This is a genomic window from Bradyrhizobium sediminis, assembly GCF_018736105.1.
Classification (GTDB): domain Bacteria; phylum Pseudomonadota; class Alphaproteobacteria; order Rhizobiales; family Xanthobacteraceae; genus Bradyrhizobium.
In genome coordinates, this window is the sequence record NZ_CP076135.1 from 4,733,851 (window position 1) to 4,747,882 (window position 14,032).

Below are 14,032 nucleotides of genomic sequence, written 5' to 3' on the forward strand. Positions count from 1 at the left end.
GCCTGAGGCTGCACATTGGACGAAAGCCCGGCCCCATGGCGGGCGGGTTAACTGAAACAGTCGCTCAATGGAGGACTACCCCATGCGTACCTACGATCTCACCCCATTTTATCGTTCCACCGTCGGCTTCGACCGCTTCTTCAACCTGCTCGACCGCGCAGCGACCGACGGCAGCCCCGGTTATCCGCCCTACAACATCGAGCGCACCGGCGAGAACGCCTATCGCATCACGGTTGCCGTCTCCGGCTTCTCGCAGAACGAGCTTTCGATCGTCGCCAAGGAAAACACCCTGACGATCAAGGGCGAAAAATCCGTCACTGAGAACGGCAACAAGGCCGACGTGCTGTACCGCGGCATCGCCGCGCGCGCCTTCGAACGCGCCTTCCAGCTCGCCGATTTCGTACAGGTGAAGAACGCTTCGCTCGAGAACGGCCTGCTTCATGTCGATCTCGTGCGCGAAATCCCCGAGGCCAAGAAGCCGCGCACCATTCCGATCGCCACCAGCGCGGCAGCGCCGCAGGTGATCGACGGCTCGGCCGAGAAAGCTGCCGCTTAAGAGAATTGGTTTTCGGCAGATATTGGCCGAGACCCAAACGCCCCGGGAAACCGGGGCGTTTTTTGTTATCAGCGGGCAATCACCTCATGATGGGGAGTTCGCCCTCGCAAGCTCCTCCGGATGGGGGCTCAGCTCACTCCAGCCCCTGCGCCTGCGGCATGTCCTGGGTCGGCAGGATCTGCGGCGCGGGCTTGGCCTCGACCGGAGGCGCAGCCGCGGGGGCTGCGGCCTGGCCGGTGGTCGGCGGCTCGGCCGGCCTGGTCTGTGCGGCGGCCGACTGCTGTGCCGGCGGGGTCGCGGGCTTTGCCGCCAGCGGCTTGGCCTCGGCGCCGGGCTTGGCCTGGCCGGCGTGAGGCGAAGCTTTCGGAATCGGTACCGCGGGCGTGCGGCTTGCGACCCTCGGGATCGCGCGCGGCGGCCGCGGCGCCCCGGTGACGAGCGGCGGCGGGCCAAGCGGGCCGTAGCTGTCGGTCAGGGCCTCATCGAAATTGTCGCCCATCCGGTTCGCCGGCAGGAAACGCAGGATCCGCCCGGTGCGGGCGTCGATCACCAGCCGGCCGTCGTCGCCGCCGCGGTCGATCACCGAAATCGTGTAGACGAAGCCGCGCTGCCGCGGGATGCCGAGCGGCGAAAATCCGCTCTCGCGCAGCACCGTGTAGACCTCCTCCGGCGGCAGCAACCGCGGGCCGTAGCCCGGCGGCACCCGGGCTTCCGGCGGCATCGCCGCATAGGGACCGCCGACGTCGGACACCGCCCGGTACGGCGAGTTCCCGACGCCGTAAGGCGGCAGCACCTGCGCCTGCGCGGCGGTGGCCGCCACCACCAGCCCGGCCGACACCACCCATCCCGTGAACAACTTCATCGGATCATCGCTCCTGTGACACCCCGGAGCGTTTTCGCTCCCTGTCCCGGCCGCAATTTCATTGCGGATTCCGGCGGTCCTTGGGCCGGATCGCGGCGCGTTTGCTTCAAATCCGGGGCGGTACGGCTATCCCCAGCGAAGGCACGGATCTGCCATGCAGCGGGGGACTTTCACGCGCTTGTGTGATAGAAAAAAATTTGGCATGGTCTGAGTTAGGACAGCATAGCTGTCTCAATTGCGGTGCGGATCCCGGCACGGGGATTGCAGCAAAAGTTGGTGCTCAGGCGCCAGGAAGTAAAAGGCAAGGCCGTTCGTCGGGGACGCCGGACGCCCAAGCCTGAATTTACGAAATTGCGGCTCGCGGAGGACGAGCGGTGGCCCGGTGGGTGCCGCAACGCCCAAGGTGCGCCGACGACGGTTGAGGCCCCAAGCCTTGTTGAGGCCTCAAGCCTTATTGCGAAAGCCTTTTTGAGAGGACTGAGATGAGCGGGTCGGAGTTCGAGCGCGAAAACATCGTGACGCATGCGCTGTCGGCGGACCCGGCCTCGAAACCGGCCGAGCCTGCGCGCGAGCATGACTGGCGCCCGCCCGCCGTGGGTCTCTATGATCCCGCGCTGGAAAAGGATTCCTGCGGCGTCGGCTTCATCGCCAACATCAAGGGCAAGAAGTCGCATCAGATCGTCTCCGACGCGCTGAACATCTTGTGCAACCTCGAACACCGCGGCGCGGTCGGCGCCGATCCGCGCGCCGGCGATGGCGCCGGCATCCTGGTGCAGATCCCGCACGCCTTCTTTGCGCGCAAGGCCGCCGAGATCGGCTTTGCGCTGCCGAAGCCGGGCGACTACGCCGTCGGCGCGCTGTTCATGCCGAAGGAAACGGCGTGGCGCAAAGTCATCAAGAGCATCATCGCCGACCAGATCAAGGACGAGGGGCTGGTGCTGCTCGGCTGGCGCGACGTACCGACCGACAATTCCTCGCTCGGCCAAACCGTCAAGCCGACCGAGCCCGCGCACATGCAGGTGTTCATCGGCCGCAACGGCAAGGCGAAGACCGACGACGAATTCGAGCGCAAGCTCTACATCCTGCGCAAGTCGATTTCGCAGGCGATCTACCAGCGCCGCGACCGCGGGCTGGCCGGCTATTACCCGGTGTCGCTGTCGTGCCGCACCGTGGTCTACAAAGGCATGTTCCTCGCCGACCAGCTCGGCAAGTATTATCCCGACCTCTCCGAGCCGGACTTCGAGAGCGCGCTGGCGCTGGTGCATCAGCGGTTCTCGACCAACACCTTCCCGACCTGGTCGCTGGCGCATCCCTACCGCATGATCGCCCATAACGGCGAGATCAACACGCTGCGCGGCAACGTCAACTGGATGGCGGCCCGCCAGGCCTCGGTGCATTCGGAGCTGTTCGGCAAGGACATCAGCCGGCTGTGGCCGATCTCCTACGAAGGACAGAGCGACACCGCCTGCTTCGACAACGGCCTCGAATTCCTGGTGCAGGGCGGCTACTCGCTGCCGCACGCCGTGATGATGATGATTCCGGAAGCCTGGGCCGGCAATCCCCTGATGGATGAGGAGCGCCGCGCGTTCTACGAATATCACGCCGCCCTGATGGAGCCGTGGGACGGTCCCGCCGCGATCGCGTTCACCGACGGCCGCCAGATCGGCGCCACGCTGGACCGCAACGGGCTTCGTCCCGCGCGCTATCTCGTCACCAGCGACGACCGTATCATCATGGCGTCCGAAATGGGCGTGCTGAAGATTCCGGAAGAGCACATCATCACCAAGTGGCGGCTGCAGCCCGGCAAGATGCTGCTGGTCGACCTCGAACAGGGCCGCCTGATTCCCGACGACGAGATCAAGGCGCAACTGGCCAAGAGCCATCCCTACCGCGCGTGGCTCGACCGCACCCAGATCGTGCTCGAGGAACTGCCGGACGCCCCGACCAAGGGCATGCGTTCGAACCTGCCGCTGCTGGACCGGCAGCAGGCGTTCGGCTATTCGCAGGAAGACATCGCCATCCTGATGACGCCGATGGCCTCGACCGGCGAGGAAGCCAACGGCTCGATGGGCAACGACACGCCGATCTCGGCGCTGTCGGACAAGCCGAAGCAGCTCTTCACCTACTTCAAGCAGAACTTCGCGCAGGTCACCAACCCGCCGATCGATCCGATCCGCGAGGAGCTGGTGATGAGCCTGGTCTCGATTATCGGGCCGCGGCCGAACCTGTTCGACCTGCAGGGCATGGCCGGCACCAAGCGGCTCGAAGTGCGCCAGCCGATCCTGACCGACGCGGATCTGGAAAAGATCCGTTCGATCTCCGAGGTCGCCGACACCCATTTCGTGTCGCGCACGCTCGACACCACCTTCCACGCCGGGTTCGGCGCCGCCGGCCTCGAGCAGGTGCTCGACGAACTCTGCGCGCGCGCGGAGGCCGCCGTCCGCGAGGGCGTCAACATCATCATCCTGTCCGACCGCATGGCCGGCACCGACCGGATTCCGATCCCGTCGCTGCTCGCCTGCGCCGCCGTGCATCATCACCTGATCCGCACCGGATTGCGCACCTCGGTCGGCATCGTGGTCGAATCCGGCGAGCCGCGCGAGGTGCATCACTTCGCCTGCCTCGCCGGCTACGGCGCCGAAGCAATCAACCCCTATCTCGCCTTCGAGACCATCATCGCGATGAAGGACCGGCTGCCGGGGTCGCTCGACGACTACGAGATCGTCAAGCGCTACATCAAGTCGATCGGCAAGGGCCTGCTCAAGGTGATGTCGAAGATGGGCATCTCGACCTACCAGTCCTATTGCGGCGCGCAGATCTTCGACGCGGTCGGACTGAAGGCGGATTTCGTCGCGAAGTATTTCGTCGGCACCCATACCCGCATCGAAGGCGTGGGGCTGGCTGAAATCGCCGAGGAAACCGCGCGCCGCCATCAGGACGCGTTCGGCGACGCGCTGCAATACAAGACTGCGCTCGACGTCGGCGGCGAATATGCCTACCGCACCCGCGGCGAGGATCACGCCTGGACCGCGGAATCCGTCTCCACGCTGCAGCACGCCGTGCGCGGCAATTCGCTGGAGCGCTACCGGGCGTTCGCAAAAATCCTCAACGAGCAGTCCGAGCGGCTGCTGACCTTGCGCGGCCTGTTCAAGATCAAGACCGCCGAGGACGAGAAGCGCAAGCCTGTCGCTCTCGACCAGGTCGAGCCGGCCAAGGACATCGTCAAGCGCTTTGCCACCGGCGCGATGAGCTTCGGCTCGATCTCGCGCGAGGCGCACACCACGCTGGCGATCGCGATGAACCGGATCGGCGGCAAGTCCAACACCGGCGAAGGCGGCGAGGAGAGCGACCGCTTCAAGCCGCTGCCGAACGGCGATTCCATGCGCTCGGCGATCAAGCAGGTCGCCTCGGGCCGCTTCGGCGTCACCACGGAATATCTCGTCAATTCCGACATGATGCAGATCAAGATGGCGCAGGGCGCCAAGCCCGGCGAAGGCGGACAGTTGCCCGGCCACAAGGTCGACGCCACCATCGCCAAGGTGCGGCATTCGACCCCCGGCGTCGGCCTGATTTCGCCGCCGCCGCATCACGACATCTATTCGATCGAGGATCTGGCGCAGCTGATCTACGACCTGAAGAACGTCAATCCGGACGGCCAGGTGTCGGTCAAGCTGGTCTCCGAAATCGGCGTCGGCACGGTCGCGGCCGGCGTTGCCAAGGCGCGCGCCGACCATGTCACCATCGCGGGCTTCGAGGGCGGCACCGGCGCCTCCCCCCTGACCTCGATCAAGCATGCCGGCAGCCCCTGGGAAATCGGGTTGGCCGAAACCCACCAGACGCTGGTGCGCGAGCGGCTGCGCAGCCGCATCGTGGTGCAGGTCGACGGCGGCTTCCGCACCGGGCGTGACGTCGTGATCGGCGCACTGCTCGGGGCCGACGAATTCGGCTTCGCCACCGCGCCGCTGATCGCGGCCGGCTGCATCATGATGCGCAAATGCCATCTCAACACCTGCCCGGTCGGCGTCGCCACCCAGGATCCGGTGCTGCGCAAGCGCTTCACCGGCCAGCCCGAGCACGTCATCAACTACTTCTTCTTCGTCGCCGAGGAAGTCCGCGAGATCATGGCGCAGCTCGGCTACCGCACCTTCAACGAGATGGTGGGCCAGACCCAGATGCTCGACCAGTCCACCCTGGTGGCGCACTGGAAGGCCAAGGGGCTCGACTTCTCGAAGCTGTTCGTGCGGCAGAAGGAAGAAAAGGGCCAGAAGATCTATCACGCCCAGGCGCAGAACCATCACCTGGAAGCCGTGCTCGATCGCACCCTGATCGAGAAGGCGAGACCCGCGCTCGACCGCGGCGCGCCGGTCAAGTTCGAGACTGAGATCAACAACACCGACCGCAGCGCCGGCGCGATGCTGTCCGGCGCGGTGGCCAGGATCTACGGCCATGCCGGCCTGCCGCACGACACGATTCAAGTGAACTTCAAGGGCACCGCGGGCCAGGCGTTCGGCGCCTGGCTGACGCGCGGCGTCACCTTCGAACTCGAAGGCGAAGGCAACGACTATGTCGGCAAGGGCCTGTCCGGCGGCCGCATCATCGTCAAGCCGCCGCGCAATTCCGGCATCGTGCCGGAAGAGTCCATCATCGTCGGCAACACCGTGTTGTACGGCGCGATCGAGGGCGAATGCTATTTCCGCGGCATCGCCGGCGAACGCTTCGCGGTGCGCAACTCCGGCGCGGTCGCGGTGGTGGAAGGCGCCGGCGATCATTGCTGCGAATACATGACCGGCGGCATCGTCGTGGTGCTCGGCAAGACCGGCCGCAACTTCGCGGCCGGCATGTCGGGCGGCGTCGCCTACGTGCTGGACGAGGCCGGCGACTTCGCCAAACTCTGCAACATGGCGATGGTCGAGCTCGAACCGGTGCTGTCGGAAGAGATGGTCAACGAGAACGCCTATCACCAGTCCGGCGACCTCGAGGCGCATGGCCGCGTCGACGTGTTCCAGAACCTGCTGGAATCCGACGTCGAGCGGCTGCACGTCCTGATCACCCGCCACGCCAAGCTGACCGGCTCGAAGCGCGCCGCCGACATTCTCGCCGACTGGAAGACGTGGCTGCCGAAGTTCCGCAAGGTGATGCCGGTGGAATACCGCCGCGCGCTCAGGGAATTGAAGGCCGACGCCGACGCCGAGCCGAAGATAGCGATCGGGGCGTAAGACAAAGATGCCGTCGTCCTGAGGCGCTCGCGCGCAGCGAGGGCCTCGAAAGACGGCGGGACGACGACAGGAAAAGAGGACGTCATCCCTGCGTATCGGCTTCGCCGTTATCGCTGGAGGCGCGAGCCGAAGGCGAGCCTCGAAGGATGACGACGGAAAATGACGAAGCGAAGTTCAGGGACGTTAATGGGCAAGATCACAGGTTTTCTCGAGATCGACCGGCACGACCGCAAGTACACGCCGGTCGCCGAGCGCGTGAAGCATTATAACGAATTCGTCATTCCCCTGAGCGAGAAGGAAACCCGCGACCAGGCCGCGCGCTGCATGAATTGCGGCATTCCCTATTGCCACGGCACCGGCTCGGTGGCGCCGGGCACGCCCGGTTGCCCGGTCAACAACCAGATCCCCGACTTCAACGATCTGGTCTATCAGGGCAACTGGGAAGAGGCCTCGCGCAACCTGCACTCGACCAATAATTTTCCGGAGTTCACCGGCCGCATCTGCCCGGCGCCCTGCGAGGCCTCCTGCACGCTCAACATCGACGACAACCCGGTCACCATCAAGACCATCGAATGCGCGATCGTCGACCGCGCTTGGGAAAATGGCTGGCTGCCGCCTGAAATCGCCGCGAACAAGACCGGCAAGAAGATCGCCATCATCGGCTCCGGCCCGGCCGGACTCGCCTGCGCGCAGCAACTCGCGCGCGCCGGCCACGACGTGCATGTCTACGAGAAGTTCGCCAAGGCCGGTGGCCTTCTGCGCTACGGCATTCCCGACTTCAAGATGGAGAAGCACGTCATCGACCGCCGCGTGGCGCAGATGGAGGCCGAGGGCGTCACCTTCCACTACAACTCGCCGGTCGGCGGCAGCGCCCAGGGAACCGGAAACGCCGCGATCGATCCGCAGGAATTGCTCGCGCAATATGACGCGATGGCGCTGACCGGCGGCGCCGAAGCCGCGCGCGATCTGCCGATCCCCGGCCGCGATCTCGCCGGCATCCACTACGCGATGGATTTCCTGCCGCAGCAGAACCGCCGCGTCTCCTCGGAGCCGCTCGGCAACGCCGCCGATATCCTTGCCGGCGGCAAGGACGTCGTCGTGATCGGCGGCGGCGACACCGGCTCCGACTGCATCGGCACCTCGTTCCGGCAAGGCGCGAAGTCGGTGACCCAGATCGAGATCATGCCGGCGCCGCCCGCGCACGAGAACAAGGGCCTGACTTGGCCGAACTGGCCGATGAAGATGCGGACCTCGTCGAGCCAGGCCGAAGGCGCCAAGCGCGACTTCGCCGTGCTGACGCAGAAGTTCTCCGGCGAAGACGGCAAGGTGACAAGGCTGCATTGCGTGCATGTCGACGACAAGTTCAAGCCGATCGCCGGAACCGAGTTCGAACTCAACGCCCAGCTGGTGCTGCTGGCGATGGGCTTCGTGCATCCGGTGCATGAGGGCCTGCTCAAGACGCTCGGCGTCGACCTCGACCCGCGCGGCAATGTCCGCGCCAACACCGCCGACTACCAGACCTCGCTGCCGAAGGTGTTCTCCGCCGGCGACATGCGCCGCGGCCAATCGCTGGTGGTGTGGGCGATCCGCGAGGGCCGGCTCTGCGCCCGGGCGATCGACCAGTTCCTGATGGGGACGACGAACCTGCCGAGGTGATTGCTTCGGCAGGCTTCGCGCCCCTCTTTCGGCCGTCACCGCCCGCCACCGGATCGGCGCTTCGCGCCGCCCGATGACAGGCTGCAGCGGCGACGAAGTACCCCGGAGCCGCCCGCGCGCTTGATCCAAATCAACGCCGCTATTTCCCCCGCGATCATCATGCAGCGCTCAATGGGAAAGGCGGACGACATGAGAATTCAGAAATCGGGCGCGCGCAAGCTTGTCACCCGCGTGCTGGCGACAGGAGTCCTATTGTCATTGTACGCGGTCGGCGTGGTTGCCACCACCGGCGCCATGGGCGTTTCCTCGGCCTTCGCGCAACGCGGCCGCGGCCGTGGACGCGGCTGGGGTGGTGGCGATGTCGGCGCCGGAGTTGCCCTCGGGATCGGCGCTGCCGTCATCGGCGGGGCGATCATAGCGGGCGAAGCCCAGCGGCGAGATGCGATCAGCTACTGCATGCAGCGCTTCCGGTCGTATGATCCCGAGAGCATGACCTATGTCGGGCGCGATGGCTTCCGCCATCCGTGTCCGTAACGGAAGATTGCCTGCTCGCGATTTCAGAACCCCGGCCTTGCGCCGGGGTTTTTGTTCTTTGACGGCGGTGAATTTTCACCCCCACGGCCTGCGCGGGGCAGCGCCACTACCGCGCGGGACGCTCCAGGGACCGCGGCGCGGAGGCTGTCCCGGACGCAGCGGCGGCGCCGTCCCTGCACCCATTTCGGCGGCGAGCCGCTGCAGCTCGGCGATCCGGTTTTCGGTCGAGGGATGAGTCGAGAACAGGCTGTCCATGCCGCGCCCCGACAGCGGGTTGATGATGAACAGATGCGCCGTCGCCGGATTGCGCTCGGCGTCCTCGTTCGGGATCTCGTGCGCGGCGCCGGCGATCTTGACCAGCGCGGACGCCAGCCACAACGGCTGGCCGGCGATGCGCCCGCCGAGATCGTCGGCGGCGTATTCGCGGGTGCGGCTGATCGCCATCTGCACCAGCATGGCGCCGAGCGGCGCCAGGATCATCATCGCGATCGAACCGATGACGCCGGGGCCGTTGTTGTTGTCGCGGTGGCCGCCGAAGAACATCCCGAACTGCGCCAGCATCGAGATCGCGCCGGCAATGGTGGCGGTGATGGTCATCAGCAGCGTGTCGTGGTTCTTCACATGCGCGAGCTCATGGGCGATCACGCCCGAAAGCTCCTCGCGGCTGAGCGACTGCACCAGTCCGGTGGTCACCGCCACCGCGGCGTTCTCCGGGTTGCGGCCGGTGGCGAACGCATTGGGCTGCGGATTGTCCATCAGGAACACGCGCGGCATCGGCAGCCCGGCCCGGGCAGCGAGCGTGGCCACCAGGCCGACGAGGTCGGGCGCGCTGCGCGCATCGACCTCATGGGCGCCGTACATCGACAGCACCATGCGGTCCGAGTTCCAGTAGGCGAACAGGTTGGTCGCGGCCGCGATCAGAAGCGCGACGATCGCGCCGCTGCCACCGCCGATCAGATAGCCGACGCCCATGAACAGGGCCGTGAGCCCGGCCAGCAGGATCGCCGTTTTGAGGTAGTTCATCGTTGTCTCCCTGATGCCGCCGGCAGCGCCGCGGCACATACCGATCAGGTAGGGATTGCGCCCGGGCCGGTTCAAGACCACCCGGTGCGTCGCCGCGTCGCGGATTGGGGGACGCCGGTGCTCGTTCGCTCTCTCCCACGAGGGGGCCACAAGGGAGAGGGATAAGATCGGAGCCCTAATGCTGCAGCCGCACCCCCAGCATCACCACGGTCGAATTGGTGCTGTTGCCGGGGATGTTGGAGTCGAGCCAGTCGCGGCGCAGGGTACCCTTGAGCCAGATGTTGCGGTTCAGCTTGTAGATCAGATCGCCGGAGATGGAGTAGAAGCGGTCGAAGCGACCATCGCCCTGGTAGTCCTGCGTGCCCCAGGTGAATTTCCCGATTCCCTGCAGCCAGCGGCGGAAATCGTGATCGACTTCCACGGTGTAGGTGTTGGTCAGCACGCCGGAAACGCCGGGCACCGTGGTCTCGTCGATCGACGTGGTGGCGAAGAATTTCGCCGATGTCAGCGGCGTCGCTACCCACACCAGCGAGGCCGATGTCAGCAGCCCCTGCAGCGGCAGCAGCCGCGGGTCCTCATAGGAGCGCGCCGCCCAGCCGATCGCGAGTTCGCCGGTCAGGATCCGCGAGAATTCGAAAGTGGTACCGGCGCGCACGGAGCCGCCGCTGGAATTGCGCTGATAGCCGTTGCGATCGAACAAAAGGTCATGCGAGCGGACGTTGCCGTCGATCTCGCCGAACGGTTTCAGGCCCGGTATCAGATCGTAGCTGACCCGCCCGAGACCGCCGAACTGATTGTAGTTGCGGTCGGCGTTGCTGGTCGAGGTGCCGTCGGTCAATTCAGAGTTCTGATAGACGGTGCGGTCGACCGTTGCGCCGGCGGAAAGCTGCAGGCGGTTGAAATTCTGGTCGACGCCGAGGGTGCCGCCGAGCGTCGAGTAGACCGGGTATCGCTCGAGGCCGGCCTGGATGTTCGGGCTGCCGGGATTGTCGGTGGCGACGCGCAGCCGCGTCTGCGCGGTGAGGCGGGTGTCGCGGCTGACGTCGAGACGGCCGTCGATGTGGCCGGTGAAGTCCGGCCGGTCGATGATGACTGGCGCCGACGAGATGGTGCCGTCGGTCGGCGGCGGAAAGGTGTTGCCGTAGCCGGTGAACGAGCCGCGCAGGTCGGCGACCAGCGCATGGCGCTCCCAGTCGGAGAACACGACCAGTTCCGGCGCAATCACATAAAACGGCGAGCCGGCTGGCACGACGGTGCGGCGCGGATTGGTGTCGTAGCCGCCGCGCAGCTCGAGCGCGGACTTGATCAGGAAGCTGCCGGCGTAATCGCCGACCGCGCCGAACGGATCGTCGTCGATCTTGAGCCGCTTGCGCGGCGGCTGCCCCGGCACGGTGCCGGCCATCGCCGGCGGGATCGGCGTCTTGTTGGCGGTTTCCGACGGCGGGACCGACAGCCGCACCCGTGCATTCGGATCCCGCATCCCCGGCGGCTTGCTGCCGGGACCCGGCGGCGGCTTTGGTTTGGCCTGGCCCGGATAGAATTTCGCCTTCTTGCGGGTGCGGTTGAGCGAGTCGTAGCCGGATGAGGACGCGCCGCTGGCGGCGGGAAGGCCGTAAGTGGGGATCGCGCCGATCCGCGACGGCGCCGGCCGGTCCTTGTCGCGCAGCCGCGCGTCGTTGGCCGCATCGCCGGTGCGGTCGCCGGACTCGGCGGTCCGGCGCAGCGGCGAATCCTGCGGCGACACGAAGCCGTCGCGGGTGGCGCGGAACAGGTCCGGCGTGAGCGTCTGGGCGCGGCTCGAGGTCTCACTGAACGCGATCAGCGCAAGGCATGGCAACAACGCGCGCCAAATCAAAACGCGCCTGCGGCGGCCCCTTGCTGGACCCGACATCACGATGAAAATACCCCAACAAAATCATCTACTTGCCGACCGGGTTCCAGATGCGCGAGCACGCAGGCGGAAAACGTCGTTAATGGAGTTAAAACAATTATGGTTAATGAGCCGTTGAGAACCGCCCGGCGCGTCGCATCGCGAAATCGGCCGTGCTAAGGAGGGGCCCGCGGCCCAGACCCGCCTCCTTCGGAACCACGCATGGCCAATTCGAAACCGCTGATGGCAAAATCATCCGGGACCGACCAGGCGAGCGCCGCCGTTGCCTCGGGCCTGCGCACGCTCGAGACCGAGGCCAGTGGCATCGCCGCGATGTCGGCCGCGTTGCAGGGCCCGCTCGGGCCGGCCTTCGCCGCCACTGTCGAGCTGATCCGGCAGGCCAAGGGCCGCGTCATCGTCACCGGCCTCGGCAAGTCGGGCCACGTGGCGCGCAAGATCGCGGCGACGCTGGCCTCCACCGGCACCCCCGCCTTCTTCGTCCATGCCGCGGAAGCGAGCCATGGCGATCTCGGCATGATCACGCCGGACGACGTCATCATCGCGCTGTCGTGGTCCGGCGAGCAGCCGGAAATGAAGAATCTCGTCAATTATTCCAGCCGCTTTGCGATTCCGATGATCGCGGTGACCTCGAATGCCACCTCCTCGCTCGGCGAGGCGGCGCGCATCGTGCTGGAACTGCCGAAGGCGCGCGAAGCCTGTCCGCACAACCTGGCGCCGACCACCTCGTCGCTGATGCAGGCCGCGATCGGCGATGCGCTCGCCATCGCGCTGCTCGAAGGCCGCGGCTTCACGGCGCTCGAATTCGCCAATTTCCATCCCGGCGGCAAATTGGGCGCGATGCTGAAATTCGTCCGCGACATCATGCATACCGGCGACGCGATCCCCGTCAAACCGCTCGGCGCCAAAATGTCCGATGCGCTGGTGGAGATGTCGACCAAGGGTTTTGGCTGCGTCTGCATCGTGGACTCCGGCGGCGAGATCGCCGGCATCATCACCGACGGCGATCTGCGCCGTCACATGCGGCCCGATCTGATGACCGCATCGGTCGACGAGGTGATGACAAGGAATCCGCGCACCATTCCGCCCGGCATGCTCGCCACCGAAATGCTGGAGACGATCAATTCGTCGAAGCCGGCGGTGACCGTCCTGATCGTCGCCGAGGGCAAAAAGCCGGTCGGCATCGTCCACGTCCACGACGTGCTGCGCGCTGGCGTGGCGTAGGGAACGCTGTCATTCCGGGATGGTCCGAAGGACCAGACCTCAGATGTGCAATTGCACATCGGGGAATCTCGATATTCCGGGTTCGACGCTTCGCATCGCCCCGGAATGACGATCAAGCATTCGGAAACCGCGCCGCCGTTTGCTCGAGCGGCAAGGCCAGCCCGTTCGCCAGGTACGACACGGTGCGATAGAAGCCGCACAGCAGCAGCACTTCCAGAATCTTCGCGTCGTCGTAATGCGCCGATAACGCCGCAAATTCGGCGTCGCCGAGCGTGACGCGGTCATGCAGCGCGTCGACGGCTGCGATCAGCGCCTGCTCGGCGGCCGACCAGCACGGCGCACCGGCCTGCTCCAGCACGGTGGCACGGACCTGCTCGTCGGTCAGATGGGCGGCGGCAGCGAAGGCCGCGACATGCACGCCCCATTCGTATTCGCAGGCCGTGCGGGCGCAGGTCCGCATGATCGCGATTTCGCGCTCCCTCAAGGTGAGCGGGCCGCGGTCGAGCAGGCTGCCGGCGCGGAATTTCTCCCAGGCGCGCGCGCTGGTGGCGATGGTGCGGAACAGCAGCAGCGGCGGCGCGCCGCGCATGACGCGGTCGAAATGGCCCTGGATCTCGGGCGGGTAAGGCGGCTGCAGCGGCGCTATGCGTGACATCGGCAACTCCTGTGCTACAATAAACGTAGCGATACGCTACATTATTTGTAGCGATCCGCAAGAGGAGCCTGCGATGCCGAAACTGGGTTCAGCCATGAAGAAACGCGCCGCCCGGGGCTCGGCGTCCGGCCGCCCGATCATGGCCCTGCTCGACCTGTTGGGCCGACGCTGGGCCTTGCGGATCATCTGGGAGCTTCGCGACGACCGTGCGCTGACCTCGCGCGCGCTGCGCACGGCCTGCGACGACGCCTCGCCGACCATCCTGCAGACCCGGCTGTCCGAACTGCGCGAGGCGGGCCTGGTCGAGCTGATCGCCGGCGACGGCTACCGCCTCACCGCCCTGGGCAAGGATCTGGCGGGGAATTTCCTGCCGCTGTACCGCTTCGCCGAACGATGGAGCAAGCGCGCGGCTGGCTGA

At 66.2% G+C, this 14,032-nt stretch carries 10 protein-coding genes; 6 read left to right on the plus strand and 4 right to left on the minus strand.

Annotated elements, in window-relative coordinates; all coding sequences use genetic code 11:
* Window positions 1-82 precede the first annotated feature (82 nt).
* Window positions 83-556 carry an Hsp20 family protein gene (locus tag KMZ68_RS22605; RefSeq protein ID WP_215613350.1) on the plus strand — a complete coding sequence of 158 codons (474 nt, stop codon included), beginning with the start codon at window positions 83-85 and terminating at the stop codon, window positions 554-556.
* A 133-nt stretch (window positions 557-689) separates the two neighbouring features.
* Here the strand turns inward: KMZ68_RS22605 and KMZ68_RS22610 are convergent, their stop codons facing one another.
* Window positions 690-1,418, minus strand: coding sequence for a hypothetical protein (locus KMZ68_RS22610; RefSeq protein ID WP_215613351.1), 729 nt, complete (start codon window positions 1,416-1,418; stop codon window positions 690-692).
* Window positions 1,419-1,900: 482 nt separating this feature from the next.
* Between KMZ68_RS22610 and gltB the strand changes: the two genes are divergently transcribed.
* The 3 genes from gltB (at window position 1,901) to KMZ68_RS22625 (ending at window position 8,824) form a co-directional block, all read left to right on the plus strand.
* Window positions 1,901-6,634 (plus strand): glutamate synthase large subunit, encoded by a 4,734-nt coding sequence (gene gltB / locus KMZ68_RS22615; protein ID WP_215613352.1) that lies wholly within the window; start codon window positions 1,901-1,903, stop codon window positions 6,632-6,634.
* Window positions 6,635-6,820: 186 nt separating this feature from the next.
* Window positions 6,821-8,290, plus strand: a complete 1,470-nt coding sequence (locus KMZ68_RS22620) for a glutamate synthase subunit beta (RefSeq protein WP_215613353.1) — start codon at window positions 6,821-6,823, stop codon at window positions 8,288-8,290.
* A gap of 120 nt (window positions 8,291-8,410) precedes the next feature.
* Window positions 8,411-8,824, plus strand: a complete 414-nt coding sequence (locus KMZ68_RS22625; RefSeq protein ID WP_249779453.1) for a BA14K family protein — start codon at window positions 8,411-8,413, stop codon at window positions 8,822-8,824.
* Window positions 8,825-8,899: 75 nt separating this feature from the next.
* On the opposite strand, the gene htpX is transcribed toward KMZ68_RS22625, so the two are convergent.
* Window positions 8,900-9,847 (minus strand): zinc metalloprotease HtpX, encoded by a 948-nt coding sequence (gene htpX, locus KMZ68_RS22630; RefSeq protein ID WP_215613354.1) that lies wholly within the window; start codon window positions 9,845-9,847, stop codon window positions 8,900-8,902.
* Between the two features lie 175 nt (window positions 9,848-10,022).
* The gene (locus KMZ68_RS22635) at window positions 10,023-11,738 is read right to left on the minus strand and encodes an outer membrane beta-barrel protein (RefSeq protein ID WP_215613355.1); all 1,716 of its coding nucleotides are present in this window, start codon (window positions 11,736-11,738) and stop codon (window positions 10,023-10,025) included.
* Between the two features lie 201 nt (window positions 11,739-11,939).
* Between KMZ68_RS22635 and KMZ68_RS22640 the strand changes: the two genes are divergently transcribed.
* The gene (locus KMZ68_RS22640; RefSeq protein ID WP_215613356.1) at window positions 11,940-12,959 is read left to right on the plus strand and encodes a KpsF/GutQ family sugar-phosphate isomerase; all 1,020 of its coding nucleotides are present in this window, start codon (window positions 11,940-11,942) and stop codon (window positions 12,957-12,959) included.
* Between the two features lie 112 nt (window positions 12,960-13,071).
* Here KMZ68_RS22640 and KMZ68_RS22645 read toward each other — a convergent pair whose 3' ends face one another.
* A complete protein-coding gene (locus tag KMZ68_RS22645; RefSeq protein ID WP_215613357.1) occupies window positions 13,072-13,614 on the minus strand; it encodes a carboxymuconolactone decarboxylase family protein in 543 nt (180 codons plus the stop codon).
* 73 nt (window positions 13,615-13,687) lie between these two features.
* Between KMZ68_RS22645 and KMZ68_RS22650 the strand changes: the two genes are divergently transcribed.
* Window positions 13,688-14,032, plus strand: coding sequence for a winged helix-turn-helix transcriptional regulator (locus KMZ68_RS22650; RefSeq protein ID WP_215613358.1), 345 nt, complete (start codon window positions 13,688-13,690; stop codon window positions 14,030-14,032).

Excerpts from the sequence above, each read along its gene's own strand:
- KMZ68_RS22605 (WP_215613350.1), top strand. The coding sequence starts at position 83 with ATGCGTACCTACGATCTCACCCCATTTTATCGTTCCACCGTCGGCTTC.
- KMZ68_RS22610 (WP_215613351.1), bottom strand. The coding sequence starts at position 1,418 with ATGAAGTTGTTCACGGGATGGGTGGTGTCGGCCGGGCTGGTGGTGGCG.
- gltB (WP_215613352.1), top strand. The coding sequence starts at position 1,901 with ATGAGCGGGTCGGAGTTCGAGCGCGAAAACATCGTGACGCATGCGCTG.
- KMZ68_RS22620 (WP_215613353.1), top strand. The coding sequence starts at position 6,821 with ATGGGCAAGATCACAGGTTTTCTCGAGATCGACCGGCACGACCGCAAG.
- htpX (WP_215613354.1), bottom strand. The coding sequence starts at position 9,847 with ATGAACTACCTCAAAACGGCGATCCTGCTGGCCGGGCTCACGGCCCTG.
- KMZ68_RS22635 (WP_215613355.1), bottom strand. The coding sequence starts at position 11,738 with ATGTCGGGTCCAGCAAGGGGCCGCCGCAGGCGCGTTTTGATTTGGCGC.
- KMZ68_RS22640 (WP_215613356.1), top strand. The coding sequence starts at position 11,940 with ATGGCCAATTCGAAACCGCTGATGGCAAAATCATCCGGGACCGACCAG.
- KMZ68_RS22645 (WP_215613357.1), bottom strand. The coding sequence starts at position 13,614 with ATGTCACGCATAGCGCCGCTGCAGCCGCCTTACCCGCCCGAGATCCAG.
- KMZ68_RS22650 (WP_215613358.1), top strand. The coding sequence starts at position 13,688 with ATGCCGAAACTGGGTTCAGCCATGAAGAAACGCGCCGCCCGGGGCTCG.